The organism is Microlunatus ginsengisoli (genome assembly GCF_039537205.1).
Taxonomy (GTDB): domain Bacteria; phylum Actinomycetota; class Actinomycetes; order Propionibacteriales; family Propionibacteriaceae; genus Microlunatus; species Microlunatus ginsengisoli.
On record NZ_BAABAB010000005.1, the window covers coordinates 279,931 to 296,842 of the forward strand.

Here is a 16,912-nt window from a genome sequence, read left to right on the forward strand (position 1 = left end):
CTCGGCTCCGACTAGGGGTGATGGGTGCGCCGCGAGGGAATCGAACCCCCAACCCGCTGATTAAGAGTCAGCTGCTCTGCCAATTGAGCTAGCGGCGCGCGAGGAGAAACACTAGCAAACGCTCGTCTGCCTCGCGAATCGAAACCCCGCCGAGCCGGATCAGCCGATCAGCTCCAGCAGCGCATGGGCCGCGTTGTGGCCGCCGAGCCCGCTCACGGCGCCGCCGCGGACGGCCCCCGAGCCGCACAGCAGGATGCCCTCGTCGGCGGTGGCGACGCCCCAGCGGTGGGCCGGGTCGTCGTCGGCGGATCCGTCCGGCAGCCACGGCCAGCTGAGGTCGCCGTGGAAGATGTTGCCGCCGGGCAGGCCGATCGCCGCCTCGACGTCGTCGGGGCTCATCACCTCCACGCAGGGCCGGCCGTACGTGTCCCGGGCCAGGCAGTCCGCCAGCGGCTCGGCCAGCACCGACTGCAGCGAGCGGAGGGCCGCCTCGCCGACCCGCGCCCGCGACCCGGCCGGGTCGGCCGCGAACAGTTCCGGCGGGGTGTGCAGCGCGAACATGGTCAGCGTGTGCCAGCCGGAGAACTGCGGTGCGGGGCCGAGGATCGAGTCATCGGTGAGCGTGTGGCAATAGACCTCGGCCGGGAGCGGATCGGGGATCCGGCCGGCGGAGGCCTCCTCGAACGCCCGCTGCAGGCGTTCGTACGACTGATGCAGGTGCAGCGTTCCCGCGAACCCGGTCGCCGGATCGATCCCCGACGCGAACCGGGGGAGCCGGCGCAGCACCAGATTGATCTTGGTCTGGCTGCCCTGCGGCTTGTGCCCGGGACGGGCCCGGAGCCGGTCCAGGGTGTACGGCGCACAGCCGGCCAGGACGTACTCGGCGCGATGGTGGGTGCCGTCGGCCAGCACCACGTCCCAGCCGCCGCCGGGCACCCGCAACACGGCCTCGGCCCGCGCGTCGGCGATCAGCTGGGCGCCGGCCTCCCGGGCCACCCGCTCCAGCTCCTCGGCCACCCGGCCCATCCCGCCGACCGGCACCTTCCACTCACCGGTGCCGCCGCCGATCACGTGGTAGGCGAAGCAGCGGTTCTGCCGCAGCGACGGGTCGTGCGCGGTCGCGAACGTGCCGATCAGCGCGTCGGTCAGCACCACGCCGCGGACGATGTCGTCGGCCAGGATCGACTCGATCAGGTTGCCGATCGGGTGGCCGGTGAGCGCGTCCCAGAGCTGGTCGTCCCCGAACGCCTCGCGCAGGGACGACTCGACCGGCAGCGGTTCGGTCAGCGTCGGCGCGACCACCTGGGCGAAGCGGTGCAGGAAGCTCTCCAGGTCCTGCCAGCCGTTCCACTCCTCGTAGCTCCCGGTGAGCCGGTGGAACGACTCCCGGGTGGCGTCGCCGGGCGTTCGCTCGATCAGCAGGTCGCCGCCGTCGAACGGGGTGTACGACGCCACCCGGCGCGACCGCAGCTCCAGCTCCAGCCCCAGATCGGTGACGATCGTCTCGGGCAGCAGGGAGACCAGGTAGGAGAACCGCGACAGCGCGACGTCCACACCCTCGAACAACCGGGCGGATGCGACCGCGCCGCCGAACCGGTCGGTCGCCTCCAGCAGGGTCACCGGCACGCCGGCCCGAGCGAGGTAGGTCGCCGCGACGAGCCCGTTGTGGCCGCCGCCGACGATGATCACCTCCGGCTCCGGCATCTCAGTGCGCTCCCGGCGTCGCCGAGCAGCGCGCGATCTCGTCGTCGGTCAACAAGAGGTCTGCGGCCTTGGCCGAGTCGCCGATCGACGCCGGCCGCCGCGACCCGGGGATCGGGATGACGTGCTCGCCGAGGGCGAGTTCCCAGGCGAGCACGACCTGCTGCGGGCTGACCCCGTGCGCCTCCCCGATCTCGCCGAAGGCGGCGAACCGGTCGCCGACCTCGCGAGCGCCGCCGCCGGTGCCGCCGAGCGGACTCCAGGGCAAGAAGGTGACGCCCAGCTCGCCGCACAACGTCAGCTCCTTCAGGCTGCACCGGAACTTCGGCGAGAACTCGTTCTGCACGCTCGCCAGGCCGCCGTCGCCGAGCACCTCGACGGCGACCTCGATCTGCTCGGTGTTCACGTTGGAGATGCCGATCGCCTTGATCTTGCCCTCGTCGCGGAGCTTGGCGAACGTGCCGATCACCTCGCCGTACGGCTGCCACAGGTCGACCCGGTGCCACTGGTAGAGGTCGAGCGCCTCGACCCGCAGCGCGCGCAAGGACTTCTCGACCGCGTCGCGCAGGTAGGCCTCGGAGCCGTTGCGGCCCCAGGTCTCTCCGGCGCCGCGGGTCACGCCGCCCTTGGTGCCCACCACGACGCCGTCGGTGCTGCCGCCGTAGCTGCGCAGCGCCTCGCCGACGAGCTGCTCGTTGATCCCCATCGCGTCCCAGGTCGGGGCGTAGATGTCGGCGGTGTCGATGAACGTGATGCCCGCGTCCAGCGCCGCATGGATGGTCGCGATCGCTTCGTCGGCGCTCGGGTAGACCCGGTCGTTGTTCATCGAGAGGGGCATCGCGCCGAGGCCGATCGCCGAGACGGTGAAGGGTCCGAGTCGTCGTGTCCGCATGTCCGTGACACTACTCAGCGGCGGCCGACACCTTCGCCGGAGGGACCGCCATCACGGCCGGCGTGCGGACCACGCCGAGCACGATCAGCAGCTGCGCGAGCAGGTAGGTCGCCATGATCGCGAACGTGTCCAGCGCGAAGCGGCCGGGCACCACGAAGGTGGTCAGCGCGATGATCGTGTCGGAGCCGATGAACACGACGGCGCCGACCGCCGTCAACCGGCTCAGCCCGGTGGCCAGGACCGCCATCGTCCCGATCACCGCGGCGTAGATGATCACCGCCGGGGCCAGCGGGCCGGCCGGCGGCGCGACGACCACGATGATCGCGAGCACGACCAGGCCGTACAGCGCGGCGATCGGTGGCCTGCGACGCAGCACGCTGCGCGCCCGATAGGGCCAGAAGGCGCCGGCATAGCAGAGTTGGGCGACTAGGAAGAACGCGATCTTGACCAAGATGTCGAACCCGAACACGTCGCCGCACCAGGAGAACACCAGGGCGATCGCGACCAGCTTGGTCAGCCGGTCACGAACCGGGCTGGCGGTGAGCAGGAAGCCGAGCAGGGCGGGCATGCACAGGGCGAGGGCGATCAGCGCGACCAGCCGCCAGTGTGCGAGCTCGGCGACGAGATCGAGCGTGGCCACGAGGACGTACGCGATCAGCCAGCCGCGCGCCGGACGCCCCAGTCCCATGTCTCCAGGGTAGGGAGGCGGTCACCCTGATTTCTTCGCTCTCCGTTCGCCGGCTGTCCGCAGGCTGTCCGGCCCCGACCTCACCCGAAAAGTGTGCAGGTGTTGCACCCGGGACCGGCGTGTCGGTGCAGGAGCTGCACCTTTTCCGGGAGGGGTCGGGGCGCCAGCGGGACTTGCGCCCCGACCTCACGCGAAAGTGTGCGGGTGTTGCACCCGCGACCGGCGTGTCGGTGCAGGAGCTGCACAGTTTCCGGGAGGGTCGGGCGCGGGTCAGCGGGACGTACGCCGGGCGGCGGTCAGCCGTTGCCGGCGCAGCTCGGCGATCTCGGGCCGGGACAGGGGAGCCAGCTCGCGGCCGAGCGCCAGCTCCAGCACGTGGTCGGCCAGCGCCGGGTTGCGGACCAGCACGGGCCCGTGCGGGTACGTCCCGAGCACCGTGCCGTGCACGGCACCCTCGGTGCCGTCGGCACAGTTCCCCACGCCGACCTCGACATCTGCCAGCGGCTCGGCGTCCGGGCCGACCACGGTGTAGCCGCCGTGGTTCTCGAAGCCGGTGATCATCGCCTCGTCGCCGCCGCGGCCGCGCCAGCGGGTCAGGATCTCGCCGACGGCGCGGACCGGGCCGCGGGTGGTGGTCACGTCGAGCAGGCCGAGGCCCTCGATCACCTCGTCCCGGTCGCCGACGGTGAACGAGTTCCCGATGATCTGATAGCCGGCGCAGACCGCGAACACGACCGCCCCGCGGTCCCGGGCGCGGTGCAGCGCGCCGTCGGCCCGCAGCTCGCGGACCGCCGTGATCTGGGCCGCGTCCTCACCGCCGCCCAGCAGGTACACGTGGCCGGAGTCGGGCAGCCGGTCACCGGGCTCGACGGTGGTCACCACTGCGTCGAAGCCGCGCCAGGCGAGCCGCTTCGCCAGCACCGCGGCATTGCCCCGGTCGCCGTAGATCCCGAGCAGGGACTGATAGATCAGCACGATCTCCACCCGACCACCGTCGGGAACCGTCGCGGCCATCACACCTGCTCTCGTTCGCTCGCGCCCGGCGCGCCTACCCGACGCTCGCTCATACTCCACCCATCTTGCGCAGCCGCTGGAACGGCGTGTAGGTCGCGATCACGTCCACCGGTTCGGGATGGCCGGCCAGCGCGGCGGCGAGGTCGGGGACACAGCGGTGCTCGACCCCGGCGTACAGCAGCCGGACCGCCAGATCCTGCGCCCGGGGCCCGGTCGCGACGACGCTCCGGCCGGCCAGCTGCTCGTAGTCGACGTCCCACAGCCAGGACACGTCGCGGCCGTCGGCGGCGGCCGAGTCGATGGCCAGCACCACCGTCTCGGTGGTCGCCAACGGGAGTGCCTCGGCCCAGCCCGCCGGGTTCTTGGCGAGCAGCAGCCGTGCCGTGGTGTCACCGAAGGTCGCGGTGGCGAACCGGCCCGCAGGGGAGGTGACCGCGCTCATCCCGGCGAGCGCCAGGTCGGTCGGCACGCCGAGCAGGTTGGCAGCCGCCAACGCGCAGGCGGCGTTGCTCACATTGAAGGCCCCGGGCACGTTTAGTTCGGGGGTCCAGACCCGGCCGTCCGGGTCGGTGATCGTGCCGTTCAGGACGGTGTAGTCACCCGGCGGCTGGGCGAGCTCACAGCTGGAGCAGGCCCAGCTGGACCGCCCGGTGTCGTCGGGCTGATGCCGGACCAGCACGGCGCCGCAGTTGGGGCAGAGCGAGGCGTCCTGGATCCAGCTGCCGGCCGTATTCACCCAGACCACCTGCCGGGCGGTCTGCGCGGCCCAGACGATCAACGGCTCGTCGGCGTTCGCGACGACGACCGGCCCGGACGCCCCGGCCTCGGTCAGGGCGGTGCGCCAGCGCCTGCCGAGGGCGGTGATCTCGTGGTGCCGATCGAGCTGGTCGCGGCTGAAGTTGAGCAGCACCAGCACCTCGGGCCGGCCGAGCCTGACCACGTCGGCCACCACTCGCTCGTCGGTCTCGATCATGGCCAGGTCCGCGTGCGGCCGGTCCGACAACGCGGACGCGATGCCGCCGTGCAGATTGGCGCCGTCGGCGTTGTGCACCAGCCGGTCGGCGTCCGGCCCGAGCGCCTGGCGGACGGCTGCGGCCAGGAAGTGGGTGGTTGTGGTCTTGCCGTTGGTGCCGGTCACCATCGCGATCCGCCGACCCGCCAGCAGCTTTGCCAGCGCTGCCGGGTCGAGCCGGAGCATCACCTGGCCCTTGATCGCCGTGCCGCTGCCGCGCCCCGCCAGCCGGGACGCGACGGCGGCGAGCCGGCCCGCGGCGGTGGCCGCGGTCAGCCGGGCGCGGACGGGCAGCGGCGCCCGCGGGCGGCCGGGGGCGCGGGCGAGCAGATCGGGGCCGGGCATGCGCTCATTCTGCCCGGACGCGACCCGGGACGAGCGTCTGCGCGCCGTCAGCGCAGGTGGCGTCGGTCACCGGCGGCCCGGTCGTCCTGATCCGCCCGATGGTCCGGATAGGCCGGGAGCGGCATCGTGACTTCCGCGGCGCCCGGCCGGACCGGCATCGAGGCGGGCGCCGGCAGTGCCGGCGTCAACGCCGAGCCGTAGCCAGGACCAGGCTGATGGAGACCAGGCTGATGGAGAACAGGCTGATGGAGACCAGGCGGATGGCCGGGAGACGGATGGGCGGGATAGAGCGGGTACGGCGGCTGGGCCGGCGGGACGTACGGTGCCGGTACGGTCCGCACGACGACCGGTTGCTGAGGCTCCGAGCCGCACGCCATCACCAGGGCGACGACCCAGCCGATCAGGGTCCAGCCCAGGAAGACGTTCACCAGGGCGGTGGCGACGCAGTTCGTCCGGTTGCGGGTGGCGCCGATCGCCCACGGCAACAGATAGCCGGCGGTGAGCACCGCGCCCAGCCAGGCGACCACCAGGTGCGCGGTGGAGGAGCGGTGGACCGGCGGCAGGTAGACGTAGGTCTGCGGATAGCCCGGCGCGACGTACGGGTCCGGCCAGCCGCTCATCGTGCCTCCCCAGGTCGGTGGTGTCGCACGATCTCCCACGTCTCCTTCCAGGGTCACGGGCTGGCTGCCGCGACCGTACGTCCTCAACCGTACCGATCAGAGCGGGCGCCCGGGCCCGTCGCCGGCGCCCCGCTGTCCTGACGGGCAAGAGAGGAGCGCTTCTGCCGGCGGATCGAGCCCGGGGTTCGGCCGACGACGCGGGTGAACGCCCGGTTGAAGGCCGCCTCGGACTGGTAGCCGAGCTCGGTGGCAAGCCTGGCTGCGCTGATGTCTTCCTCAAGCAGCCGGGAGTGGGCCAGGTTCATCCGCCAGCGCGTCAGGTAGGCGACCGGGGCCTCGCCGACGAGCTCGGTGAACCGGGCGCTGAAAGAGGATCGTGACATGGTCGCGGCGCGGGCGAGCCGATCGACGCTCCAGTCGCGGCCGGGGTCGTCATGGATCGACTCGAGCACCCGTCCGATCCGATCGTCCCGGAGAGCGCGGAGCCAGCCGGCGGTGGCGCCGCGCTCGGTCGCGAGCCAGGCTCGGATCGCCTGGACCACGAGGATGTCGGCCAGGCGAGTCGCGACGGCTTCCCCGCCGGGCTGCGGGTGGGAGAGCTCGCCTGCCATCAAGCGCAAGGTGTCGCGGACCGAGGACGCCGCCGAGACGGTGTCGCCGCCGACGAACAAGACGGCGGGCAGGGTGCGGATCAGTTCGCGGGCGGCCGGATCGTCGAACGACACGATGCCGCAGATGAGCTGGGCGGCACGGCCCCGGCCGCCGTAGCGGAGGATCGAGTAGTTCGCGCTCAGATACTGCTGCGGAAGCAGATCGACACGTGGGCCGGGCCCGGCCCACGGCTCACTGAGCAGGTCGTGACCGAGGCCGTGCGGTACGAGGGCGAGGTCGCCCGCACGCACCTCGATCGGCTCGTCACCGGGGAGCCGTAGCCAACACGTCCCGGCCGTGACGACGTGAAAGCTCACCGAGTCCGCGATGGCCGGCATCTCCAGCGCCCAGGGGTCGGTGAGCTCGGCGTGGCAATAGAACGTGCTGCGCATCCGGAGCGTGTGCAAGGCGCGGGCGAGCCGGTCCTGAACCTCGGTGCCGGGCGCCTGCATGGCGCCATGGTTCCACATCGCACCAGCGAGACTCCGGTCGTCGCGGACGAACGAGCAAGAGAGGAGGGTATTCGAGCATGGATCGGCCGGCAGATGACTCGTAGCGTCGAACTCACAATCAATCGGATTCGACCGAGAGGAACCACCATGTACGTCATCGCCGGCGCAACAGGCCGCGTCGGATCGGCCACGGCGAGCAACCTGCTGGCCCTGGGTCGACAGGTTCGGGTCGTGGTTCGGCGCGGTGTCGACGCGCAGTCGTGGGTGGCGCGGGGAGCCGAGGCGCGGATCGCCGACCTCGCGGACCGGACGGCGCTGGGCGAGGCGATCGAGGACAGCTCCGGATTCTTCGTGCTGCTGCCCTTCGATCTCACCGTCGACGACCTCGACGCGCATGCCGACACCCTGATCGCGTCGATCGCGGGCGCGGTGACCGACGCGCGGGTGCCGCACGTCGTGCTGCTGTCCTCCGGCGGCGCAGACCTGCCGACGGGCACCGGCCCGATCGCCGGGCTGCACCGACTGGAACAGGCGCTCCTCGGCACCGGCACCACGGTCACGGCTCTCCGGTCGGCACACTTCCAGGAGAAGCTCGGCGACGTGCTGGACCTCGCGCGCGACAGCGGCGTCTACCCGGTGTTCGCGGGCAGCGCCGACGTGCCGCGACCGATGGTCGCCACCCGGGACATCGGTGCGATCGCCGCGAGCGCCCTGCTCTCGCCGCCGGGGAACAGCGAGGTCGTGGACGTCCTCGGTCCCGCCTACTCCGAGCGAGCGGTCGCGGCGGCGCTCGGTGACGCGCTCGGACACCCGCTCCGGGTGCTCACGATCCCGCAGGCGGCCTGGGTGGACGCGCTGGCCGATGCGGGCTTCGGGCCGCACGTCGCTCGCAGCCTGGCCGCCCTGTACCGCGCCGACGAGCGGGGCCTGCTGGCGCCCCGCGGTGACCGCCGGGTCCGGACCGAGACCGAGCTGGACGTCACCATTGCCGCGATGCTCGCGCCGGCGAGCCGGCTGGTCTCGTGACCGTGTACGTCAAGGTGGTGATGGCCGCACTCGTCGCGAACGGCCTGCTGGCGGGCGTGTTCTTCGTCTTTGCCTGCGCGGTGAGTCCGGCACTCGGTCGCCTCGACGACCGTGCGTACGTCGAGTCGTTCCGATCGATCAACACGACCATCCTCAACGGATGGTTCCTCGCGGTGTTCCTGGTCGCCCCGGCGGCGGCGATCGTTGCCGCGGTGCTGGGCGGGGTGTTTCATCACCCGTCACTGTGGTGGGTCGCACTCGCCGCGGTGTGCGCGGTCTTGTCCTTTGGCATCACCGCGGCGGCCAATGTGCCGTTGAACGACGCGCTCGGCACCGCGCTCACCTCGACCGATGCGCAGTGGCACGAGGCCCGGGCCGCTTTCGAGACCAGCTGGAACCGCTGGAACGTCGCTCGCGCGATCACCAGCGTCGGCGCGCTGACGCTGCTCGCTGTCGCCGCGACCAGGTCGGCCAGTTGAACGGAGCGAACAGTGGTCGCGAGGGCAGGGGAGCGATCTCCGCGTCAGCGCGACGCCAAAAGGTCCGGTGGTGGGTGCGTGCCGCAGCACGCACCCACACCTGTCCACTCAGGCGAGTTCGGCCGCGAAGCGACCCCGGTCGGCGTCGAACTCGGTCACGCGTACGCGGCGTTCCGCACCGGGCTCGGCCTGCGCGCCGCGCACGAGACCGGGCGTGCCGGCCGACTCCACCAGGACGCCGAACGCCAGGCGCTTCGTCACCGTGCCCGTGAGCACGTCACCGACGACGAGAGGCTGATCGTTCATCATCCACCCCCTCTCCCTCAGATCGGGTGAAGGGGGACGGGCAGATCACGGGCCGGTCGGGTTGCCCTTCCGTATCGCGCCGCGCATCGCGTCCGGCGCCGTCCCGATCTTCACGGCACCATTCTCACCCTGCGACCACGAGAAGTCCGCCGAACGGGCTCGGGTTCGGACGGCGATCAGCACCGCCGGCTGGGACGGGTCGCCAGCCCGGACGTCGGGCCTCGAAAACGGCCGGCCCTGGCCAGGGGTCTAATCCCTCGGCCGGAGGCTCGATCTGACTCGTGTGGGGTGAGCGACGGGACTCGAACCCGCGACATCCTGGACCACAACCAGGGGCTCTACCAGCTGAGCTACGCCCACCATCGTTGCCGGACGGGCCGGACAACCTGAGGAAGTGTAGCGGAGCCGAGCCCCTCGTACCGCATCGGAATCGCCCGCGGGCGGGCGCGGAACCGGGCCGGGCTCAGACCGCGGCGCCGGGGGCACCGCCGGTCAGCGCGGCCTCGTGCCGGGCGGCGATCTCTTTCGCGGTCGCGCTGTCCGGACCCGGCTGCGGCACGAAGACAGCCTCCCGGTAGTAGCGCAGTTCCTCGATCGACTCCTGCACGTCGGCGAGCGCGCGGTGGTTGCCCGACTTCGCGGGGGCGGAGTAGTAGACCCGCGGATACCAGCGGCGGACCAGTTCCTTGATCGAGGAGACGTCGACGTTGCGGTAGTGGACGTACGACTCCAGGGCCGGCATCTGCCGAGCGAGGAAGGCGCGGTCGGTACCGATGGTGTTTCCGGCCAGCGGCGCCCGGCGGTTCTCGGGCACGTGCTCCTTGACGTAGCCGAGCACCCGCTGCTCCGCCTCCGCCAGGCTCAACCCGTCGGCCAGCACGTCCAGCAGGCCGGACGCGGCGTGCATGCCGCGGACGAAGTCGCCCATCTGGTCCAGCGCCGCCTGGCTCGGCTTGATCACGAGGTCGACGCCCTCGCCGAGCACGTTCAGCTCACCGTCGGTGACCAGGGCCGCCACCTCGACGAGCTCGTCGTGCTCCAGGTCGAGGCCGGTCATCTCGCAGTCCATCCAGACCAGCAGGTCGCTCACCCTGGCCACTCTACGGTTCGGTTCTTGCTCGGCTCGCGCACGCTCCGCGCCCGGCCGGCCGGCCGCCGGCATCAGTCACCGGGGACGGGCCTGATGCGTGCCCGGCCCGGATGGGCATAGCGCGGCACCAGCCGGGCCAGCCAGGCCGCTCCGACCCAGGCCAGCCCACCCAGGGCGAGCGAGGCCACCGCCAGCGAGGCGACCGCGGCGATCGCGCTGATGATCAACGGCCCGAGCGTGTTGCCGAGGTCGGCGCAGAGCCGCCAGCCGCCGAGATACTGGGCCCGCCCGACCACCGGGGAGGTGTCGGCGCCCAGGGTCAGCACGATCCCGGCCGAGATCCCGTTGCCGAAGCCGAGGACGCAGGCGACCGCGGTGATCCCCAGCGCGGTCGCGGTCAGCGGCAGGAGCATCAGTCCGATGCCCATGATGATCATGCTGGGTACGGCCACCCAGACCCGGCCGAACCGGTCCATCACCGCGCCGCCCGGATAGAACAGCAGCAGGTCGACGCCGGCCGAGATGCCGAAGATCAGGCTCGTCGCGGCCGGGCTGATCCCGGCGGCCTCGCCCCACAGCGGGATGATCACCTGCCGGGTGGCCCGGACCGCCGAGATGATCAGCACGCCGGCGCCGAGCGTCAGCAGCACCCGCCTGTGTTGGGCCAACACCGACAGCACGCTCGGCTCGGCCGCCGCCGGTGCGGAGGGCCCGGCGCTCTGGCCGCGGTGCCGCCGCCCGACGTCGGGCAGGAAGCCGACCAGCACCGCCGACAGCAGGCTCATCGCCGCCGCGAACGCGTACGCCGCGCCGATCGAGGAGCGGCTGACCACCAGCGCTCCGACGAACGGACCCACGAACGAGCCGAACCGGAACACCCCGCCCAGGGTGGACATCGCCCGGGCCCGGGCGTGGATCGGCACCGCCTCGGTCAGGTATGCCTGCCGCGCCAGGCTGAACACGGCGTTCGCCAGCCCGGTGACGAACACGGCCGCGCCGAGGCCGGGGAGCGAGTCCGCGCGGCCGGACAGGAAGGCGCCGAGCAGCGCGACGGCGTCGACGGCACAGGCGGCCATCAACGCGTACTTCTCCCCGATCCGGGCGGCCAACGCCCCGGCCGGAAGATCACCGACGAGCTGCCCGATGCCGGCGAGCGCCACGATCAGGGCCGCGACCCCGACACTCGCACCGAGGTCGCGGGCGCTGAGGGCGATCAGCGGGACGATCGCGCCGGTGCCGATCGAGACCAGCGCCGTCGGCCCGTAGGCGGTGAGCGCGATGCTGCGCCACCTCACCGGCGGGGGTGAGGATGAACTCATCGTTCTCGTTCGCTCATGCGCCCCCGGTAGGAATCGAACCTACGACCAAGAGATTAGAAGGCTCCTGCTCTATCCGCTGAGCTACGGGGGCTCGTCGGGCAGTGTCCCACCTTACGGCCACGGCCCCGGCGACCTGCGGTCGTTCCGAGCGGGGAGCGGCCGCTCCGCGCGACCCGGGGCGACCCGGACGGCTGGGTAGCCTTGTGGCCATGTCGTCGACCCGCGCAGAGCGCCGCGCCCTCGCGAAGTCCGGCATCCCGCGCGCGGAGGATCTGAGCCAGCCGTATCCCAAGCGGCTGCTGAAGCGGCCGCTGTTCTGGCTGAGCGTGGTGATGCTGGTGGTCTACGCCACGTTGCTGGTGCTGCTCTATCGGCAGGTCGTGCCGGACCAGCAGGTTCCCGGCGGCCGGGTCGTCGGGCTCGGCACCGAGGCGATCCCGATCGCGGCCAAGTACGCGGCGCTGACCGTGATCCCGCTGACCGTGGCCTTCTTGTGGGCGGACCGCTTCCGCCCGCAACGCTTCTGGGTGTGGCTGATGACGTTCGGCTGGGGCGCCTGCGTGGCGACCTTCGTCTCGGCCCAGATCAACACCTGGGCGGCCGGCCACCTGAGCATCGTCGGGGACGGCGATCCGGCCACCGGTCCGCGCGCGGCGATCTATGTCGCGCCGTTCGTGGAGGAGGCGTCCAAGGCGACAGTGCTGTTCTGGCTGGCGATCTTGATGCGCTATCAGTGGGTCAGCCGGCTCACCGGGATCGTGCTCGCGGGGCTCTCGGGGGCGGCCTTCGCCTTCGTGGAGAACATCCTCTACTACGGCCGCGCCTATCGCTATGCCGCGCAGACGTTCGGCGAGGTGTCGCCGATGGAGGCGTTGCAAGCGCTCGCGTTCCAGCGCGGTCTGCTGACCTTCTTCGGTCACCCGCTGTTCACGGCGATGACCGGGATCGGGCTGGCGATCGCGCTGCGCAGCAAGAGCAAGGTGGTCCGGGTGGTCGCCCCGCTCGCCGGCTACTGCTGCGCGGCCCTGTTGCACATGCTGTTCAACACCACCGCGTCGCTGGCCGAGGGCAGCATGCTCCTGATCATCTACTTCGGGGTCGCGCTGCCGCTGGTCGCCCTGCTGGTCGTCTTCATCGTCCGGCAGGAGTTCCGGGAGGGCCGGCTAATCCGGGAGCGGCTGATCGACTACGTCCGGGTCGGCTGGCTGCCGGCCGACGACCCGGCCCGCCTGTCCCGGCTGCGGACTCGGTTCAAGGCGTTGTGGCACGCGGTCTTCCTCGGCCCCGCGACCTTCCTCGCCACCATCCGGATGCAGCGGGCCGCTACCGAACTCGCCTACCTGCGTGACGCGATGGCGCGCGGCCTGATCGACCAGGCGGGCCTGGCGCGTGAGAAGGCCTTGCTGGCCACGATCCGCACCGTACGTCCGGCCGCCGTGATCGCGCCGGTCGGGCGGGCAGCGTACCCGCGCCTGCGGCGCCGAGCGCAACAGGCGGCGCCCGCGTTCCCGCCGCCGACGTACCCGGGACCGGCCGGGATCGGCGGCTACTATCCGGCCCCGAACTATCCGGGCCAGAACCCGCCGGCCCCGACCGCACCCGGCGGCGTGCCGGTCGCCGGGCTCGCGCCGTTGGGGCAGACTGCTACTCAATACTCCACGGTCGATCCGAACTGGAAGCCGCCGGAGGGCTGAGCCGGGCGTCGTCGTGGCGATGGGTTTCGACACGGTTGGATCTGGACGCGGGAGGACCATGAGCGGTCGGCGGGACAGTGCGCTCGTCGCCGCCCTGACCGAGACCCGGAACGCGCTGTCGGCGGTCGCGCTCCCGCTGCCGTTGCCGGGTGCCACCGACCGGGCGACCTCCGCGCGGGACATCATCAAGCAGCTGGACGACTACGTGCTGCCCCGGCTCGCGAGCATCGACGCCCCGGTGCTGGCCGTCGTCGGCGGCTCCACCGGCGCCGGCAAGTCCACCCTGGTGAATTCCGTGGTGGGCCGACGGGTCAGCGCGCCCGGCGTGATCCGGCCGACCACGCGGGCACCGGTCCTGGTGCACCACGTCGACGACGCGGAGTGGTTCACCAGCGCCCGGATCCTGCCCGGGCTGGCCCGATCCACCGGATCGAGCACCGACCGCCGCTCGCTCCAGCTGGTCGCCGATCACACCATCCCGCGCGGCCTGGCGATTCTCGACGCACCCGACATCGACTCGGTGGTGAGCGAGAACCGCGAGCTGGCCGGTCAGCTGCTCGCCGCGGCAGACCTGTGGCTCTTCGTCACCTCCGCGGCTCGCTATGCCGACGCAGTGCCGTGGGAGTTCCTTCGTCACGCCGCGGAGCGAAGTGCCGCGCTCGCGGTGGTGCTGGACCGCGTCCCGCCCCGGGCGATGCGCGAGGTGCCGCCGCACCTCGGCCAGCTGATGACCGAGCGTGGGCTCGGCGCGGCGCCGCTGTTCGCCGTACCCGAGACCAACGTGGACGCCGACGGGCTGCTGCCGATCGCCGCGGTCCAGCCGATCCGTAGCTGGTTGGCGGCCCTGGCCCGCGATCAGGCGAGTCGGGCGGCGGTGGTCCGGCAGACCCTCGACGGGGCGATCGCCTCCGTCGCCGCCCGGACCGCCGGGATCGCCGACGCCGTGGCCGAGCAGGCCCAGGTGGTCGATCAGCTGCGCGCCGAGGTGGACCACTCCTATGCGGAGGCGGTGCGTACGGTTCAGGTGCAGACCGAGGATGGCACCCTGCTCCGCGGTGAGGTGCTCGCCCGCTGGCAGGACTTTGTCGGGACGGGGGAGTTCTTCCGGGCGCTGGACCAGAAGGTCAGCTGGCTGCGCGACCGGATCACCGCGGCGTTCCGGGCCGAGCCACCGAGTGCGGCGAACGTGAAGGTCGCAGTCGAGTCGGGCCTCGAGACGCTGCTCAACGCCGAGGCGGACGCGGCCGCGGAGCGGGCCGAGGGGTCGTGGCAGGCCAACGCCGCCGGCCGGGCGATCCTGGCGGGCACGGCGGAGGATCTGACCCGGTCCTCCGACGGCTTCGCGACCGCCAGCGCGCGGATGGTCCGCGACTGGCAGGGCGCGGTGCTCGACCTCGTCGCCGACGAGGGGATGAGCCGCCGCGCCAAGGCTCGGTTCCTCGCCCTCGGCGTGAACGGGGTCGGGGTCGCGCTGATGATCGTGGTCTTCGCGCACACCGGCGGCCTGGTCGGGGCCGAGATCGGCGTCGCCGGCGGTACGGCCGTGCTGGCGCAGCGGGTGCTGGAGGCGGTCTTCGGCGACCAGGCCGTCCGTCGGCTGGCGAAGACCGCCAAGGACGAGCTCGACGGCCGGGTGCAGGTGCTGATGTCGGCCGAGCTCATCCGCTACCACGCCGTGCTGGACGCGTTGGGCGTGGACGCCGATCTCGCCGCCCGGCTCCGCGCGGCCGGTCGCGCCGTCGAGAGCGAACGAGCCGGGGTGCCGAACGGCGCCGCCGGCGCAGAGCCGGACCGCTCCCTGGCCGGAGCCGAGGAGCACCCCGCGCTGGAGGCTCCGCGGGTCCGGCAGCTGCCGTCCGGCCTGTTGCCGGGTGAGGACATCGTGGACGCGGAACTGGTCGAGTCGGTCGAGCAGGCGCCGGCCCGCCCCGAGGATCTTCGCTGATGGCCTCGCCGCTCGGCCGGCTGATGACGCGGTCCGACCCGGCCGACAGGCTGGCCGTCCGGATCCGGGCACTGGACGAGGCGGCGCACGAGTGCGCCGGCCGCGTCGACGAGGAGGCGGTGGCCGCCGCCCGCCGGCTGGTCCGGCAGGCCGACCGCCGGCTGGCGTTCTCCGGCGGCGCGACGGTGGTCGCGCTGGCCGGCGCGACCGGATCGGGCAAGTCGAGCCTGTTCAACGCGCTCACCGGCACCGACGTCGCTCTGGCCGGGATCCGCCGGCCGACCACCTCGACGGCGCTGGCCGGGGTGTGGGGCGGCGAGGTGGACGAGCAGCTGCTGGAGTGGCTCGACATCCCGCGCCGGCACGCGCTGGGCGGCGGATCGGCATCCGCGCTGGACGGGCTGGTGCTGCTCGACCTGCCCGACCACGACTCGACCGAGGTCGAGCACCGGCTGGAGGTCGATCGGCTGGTCGAGCTGGTCGACGCGATGATCTGGGTCGTCGACCCGCAGAAGTACGCCGACGCCGCGCTGCACGAGCGCTATCTGGTGCCGCTGGCCCAGCACGCCGAGGTGATGACCGTGGTGCTGAACCAGATCGACCGGCTGGCCGCGGAGGATCGGGCGGCCTGCGCCCGCGATCTCGGCCGGTTGCTCGACTCCGAGGGACTCGGTCGGGTCGACGTGCTGGCCGTCTCGGCCGAGACCGGTGAGGGGGTCGACCGGCTGCGGACGCGGCTGGCCGGGCTGGTGAGCGAGAAGAAGGCGGCCGCACGCCGGCTCGCGGCCGACGTCGTGGTGGCGGCCGACCGGCTGAGCGCGGCGTCCGGGACGGCAGCCACGCCCGAGCTTGGCCGGGCCGGTACCGAGCGGATGAACGCCGCGCTCGGCAAGGCCGCCGGCGTGCCGGTGGTCACCGAGGCGGTCGGCAAGGCCTGGCGCCACCGCGGCGCGCTGGCCACCGGCTGGCCGGTGCTGGCGTGGTTGGGCCGGTTCCGTCCCGACCCGCTCCGCCGCCTGCACCTGGACCGGATCACCGGCGGCCGCGGCGCGAAGAAGCAGGCCGCGATCGACGCCGGCCCACCGGGGCGTACGTCGTTGCCGGCGACCACCGGCGTCCAGCAGGCCGGCGTGGACTCGGCGGTCCGGGCATTCGCCGACGAAGCGTCACGAGGGACGTCCCGGGGCTGGGCGGACGCGATCAAGGCAGCCGCCCGGGCCGAGGCCGGCGTCCTTCCGGACAGCCTCGACCGGGCCATCGCGCAGACAGACCTGGACCTGGACCGGCACCGGGGCTGGTGGCAGGCCGTCCGCGTGCTGCAGTGGCTGTTCGTGCTGGTCGTGCTGGCCGGCCTCGGCTGGCTCGCCTCGGCGTTCGTGCTGGCTTTCCTGCAGCTGCCGCCGCTGCCGAAGGTCAGCTGGTGGGGTCTGCCCGCGCCGACCGTGCTGCTGGTCGGCGGCGTGCTGGCCGGCCTGATCACCGCCGGGCTGGCCCGGATCGGCGTCGAGGTCGGCGCCCGCCGGCGGGAGCGGGCTGCGGCCCGGAGACTGCGTCGCTCGATCGGCGCGGTCACCGCCGAGCTGGTCGTCGCGCCCGTCCAGGCCGAGCTGGACCGCTACGAGCGCGCCCGCTCCGCCCTCGACCGCGCGCGGGCTTGACCCTCCGGCCCCAGCTCCAG

Annotated in this window: 15 protein-coding genes and 3 tRNA genes; 5 read left to right on the plus strand and 13 right to left on the minus strand. The window is 72.5% G+C overall.

The genetic code is table 11. The features are described 5' to 3' along the window. Positions 1-25 precede the first annotated feature (25 nt). From ABD747_RS03580 to ABD747_RS03615, 8 genes are all read right to left on the minus strand, one after another. Positions 26-98: transfer RNA gene (locus ABD747_RS03580), tRNA-Lys, on the minus strand. 61 nt (positions 99-159) lie between these two features. Continuing rightward, entirely contained in the window at positions 160-1,704 is a 1,545-nt protein-coding gene (locus tag ABD747_RS03585) for a phytoene desaturase family protein (protein ID WP_344801715.1), read from the minus strand. A 1-nt stretch (position 1,705) separates the two neighbouring features. Next, a complete protein-coding gene (locus ABD747_RS03590; RefSeq protein WP_344801716.1) occupies positions 1,706-2,593 on the minus strand; it encodes an aldo/keto reductase in 888 nt (295 codons plus the stop codon). A 10-nt stretch (positions 2,594-2,603) separates the two neighbouring features. Beyond that, the gene (locus tag ABD747_RS03595; protein ID WP_344801717.1) at positions 2,604-3,281 is read right to left on the minus strand and encodes a lysoplasmalogenase; all 678 of its coding nucleotides are present in this window, start codon (positions 3,279-3,281) and stop codon (positions 2,604-2,606) included. A 270-nt stretch (positions 3,282-3,551) separates the two neighbouring features. Further along, complete coding sequence (locus ABD747_RS03600) at positions 3,552-4,295, minus strand: type 1 glutamine amidotransferase (RefSeq protein WP_344801718.1); 744 nt, start codon at positions 4,293-4,295, stop codon at positions 3,552-3,554. Between the two features lie 49 nt (positions 4,296-4,344). Continuing rightward, complete coding sequence (locus tag ABD747_RS03605) at positions 4,345-5,493, minus strand: DUF1727 domain-containing protein (protein ID WP_344801776.1); 1,149 nt, start codon at positions 5,491-5,493, stop codon at positions 4,345-4,347. Positions 5,494-5,699: 206 nt separating this feature from the next. After that, on the minus strand, positions 5,700-6,272 hold the full coding sequence (locus tag ABD747_RS03610) for a superinfection immunity protein (RefSeq protein WP_344801719.1): 573 nt from the start codon (positions 6,270-6,272) through the stop codon (positions 5,700-5,702). An 83-nt stretch (positions 6,273-6,355) separates the two neighbouring features. After that, on the minus strand, positions 6,356-7,375 hold the full coding sequence (locus ABD747_RS03615; protein WP_344801720.1) for an AraC family transcriptional regulator: 1,020 nt from the start codon (positions 7,373-7,375) through the stop codon (positions 6,356-6,358). 147 nt (positions 7,376-7,522) lie between these two features. Between ABD747_RS03615 and ABD747_RS03620 the strand changes: the two genes are divergently transcribed. Both ABD747_RS03620 and ABD747_RS03625 read left to right on the plus strand, forming a co-directional pair. Further along, entirely contained in the window at positions 7,523-8,401 is an 879-nt protein-coding gene (locus ABD747_RS03620) for an NmrA family NAD(P)-binding protein (RefSeq protein ID WP_344801721.1), read from the plus strand. Beyond that, the gene (locus tag ABD747_RS03625; protein ID WP_344801722.1) at positions 8,398-8,880 is read left to right on the plus strand and encodes an anthrone oxygenase family protein; all 483 of its coding nucleotides are present in this window, start codon (positions 8,398-8,400) and stop codon (positions 8,878-8,880) included. The genes ABD747_RS03620 and ABD747_RS03625 overlap by 4 nt, the downstream gene beginning before the upstream one ends. A 108-nt stretch (positions 8,881-8,988) precedes the next feature. Here the strand turns inward: ABD747_RS03625 and ABD747_RS03630 are convergent, their stop codons facing one another. The 5 genes from ABD747_RS03630 to ABD747_RS03650 form a co-directional block, all read right to left on the minus strand. Then, positions 8,989-9,189, minus strand: a complete 201-nt coding sequence (locus ABD747_RS03630) for a S1 domain-containing protein (protein WP_344801723.1) — start codon at positions 9,187-9,189, stop codon at positions 8,989-8,991. Positions 9,190-9,470: 281 nt separating this feature from the next. Next, positions 9,471-9,546: transfer RNA gene (locus ABD747_RS03635), tRNA-His, on the minus strand. Between the two features lie 103 nt (positions 9,547-9,649). Further along, complete coding sequence (gene orn, locus ABD747_RS03640; protein WP_344801777.1) at positions 9,650-10,267, minus strand: oligoribonuclease; 618 nt, start codon at positions 10,265-10,267, stop codon at positions 9,650-9,652. An 80-nt stretch (positions 10,268-10,347) separates the two neighbouring features. After that, on the minus strand, positions 10,348-11,595 hold the full coding sequence (locus ABD747_RS03645; protein WP_344801724.1) for an MFS transporter: 1,248 nt from the start codon (positions 11,593-11,595) through the stop codon (positions 10,348-10,350). Positions 11,596-11,613: 18 nt separating this feature from the next. Further along, a tRNA-Arg gene (locus ABD747_RS03650) sits at positions 11,614-11,686 on the minus strand. Between the two features lie 118 nt (positions 11,687-11,804). On the opposite strand from ABD747_RS03650, the gene ABD747_RS03655 reads away from it, so the two are divergent. The 3 genes from ABD747_RS03655 to ABD747_RS03665 are packed head-to-tail and all read left to right on the plus strand — an operon-like array spanning position 11,805 to position 16,892. Next, entirely contained in the window at positions 11,805-13,289 is a 1,485-nt protein-coding gene (locus tag ABD747_RS03655; RefSeq protein ID WP_344801725.1) for a PrsW family intramembrane metalloprotease, read from the plus strand. Between the two features lie 58 nt (positions 13,290-13,347). After that, positions 13,348-15,234: a GTPase family protein gene (locus ABD747_RS03660; protein WP_344801726.1), complete on the plus strand. Its 1,887-nt coding sequence runs from the start codon at positions 13,348-13,350 to the stop codon at positions 15,232-15,234. Continuing rightward, a complete protein-coding gene (locus tag ABD747_RS03665) occupies positions 15,234-16,892 on the plus strand; it encodes a GTPase (protein ID WP_344801727.1) in 1,659 nt (552 codons plus the stop codon). The genes ABD747_RS03660 and ABD747_RS03665 overlap by 1 nt, the downstream gene beginning before the upstream one ends. Positions 16,893-16,912: the final 20 nt, after the last annotated feature.